The sequence below is a fragment of the Bowmanella yangjiangensis genome, from assembly GCF_017255015.1.
GTDB classification, from domain to species: domain Bacteria; phylum Pseudomonadota; class Gammaproteobacteria; order Enterobacterales; family Alteromonadaceae; genus Bowmanella; species Bowmanella yangjiangensis.
This window is the reverse complement of record NZ_JAFKCS010000492.1, coordinates 1-560: the sequence shown is the minus strand read 5'-3', so window position 1 is coordinate 560 and position 560 is coordinate 1. Positions and strand designations below refer to the sequence as shown.

2 protein-coding genes are annotated in these 560 nt (G+C 68.9%); both read left to right on the top strand.

Annotation, left to right across the window (positions count from 1 at the left end; genetic code table 11):
* Positions 1–278 (top strand): hypothetical protein (locus J0A65_RS25320; protein ID WP_206596982.1); only part of this gene is annotated, 278 nt, incomplete at its 5' end.
* A partial coding sequence (locus J0A65_RS25315; protein ID WP_206596981.1) for a hypothetical protein occupies positions 265–560 on the top strand: 296 nt, incomplete at its 3' end. The genes J0A65_RS25320 and J0A65_RS25315, both read left to right, overlap by 14 nt.

Genomic DNA, 560 nt, shown 5'->3' with positions numbered 1-560 from the left:
GGTGGTCGCTGGGTGCCTGTGCCCTGGCGCTGCCCGGCGTGCTGCTGGCCGTCCAGCCCGACCCGCTGGATGCCGCTGCCGCAGTGCCGGCACAGGCCTACCAGTCGCCGTTGAGCGACTACCGCACGCACACCGACGAACCCTTGCAGGACTGGCGCGAGGCCAACGACCAGGTCGGTCGTATCGGCGGCTGGCGTACCTACAGCATGGAGGGTTGGGCACAGCCGGCCGAGTCATCTGCCGAGCCTGCTACGGGAGGTGGTCATGACCATCATTAAACCTCTGGCGCTGCTCTGTGCCCTGTCGCTGCTGGCCGGTTGCGCCAGCTTCAGCGAGGACGGCGGATTCGACGCGGTGCAGCAAGGCGCCGAACGTCAGCTGGACAAGCAGGTGCTCTGGGCGCGCGACGACGCCGGGCGCAGTCAGATCGCGGCGCGCGTCGGCGAACTGCTGGCCGCGCCGTTGGACCTCGACGCGGCGGTGCAGTTGGCCCTGCTCAACAATCGCGGCCTGCAGGCTGCATTCGACGAACTGGGCATTGGCGAAGCCGAGCGGGTACA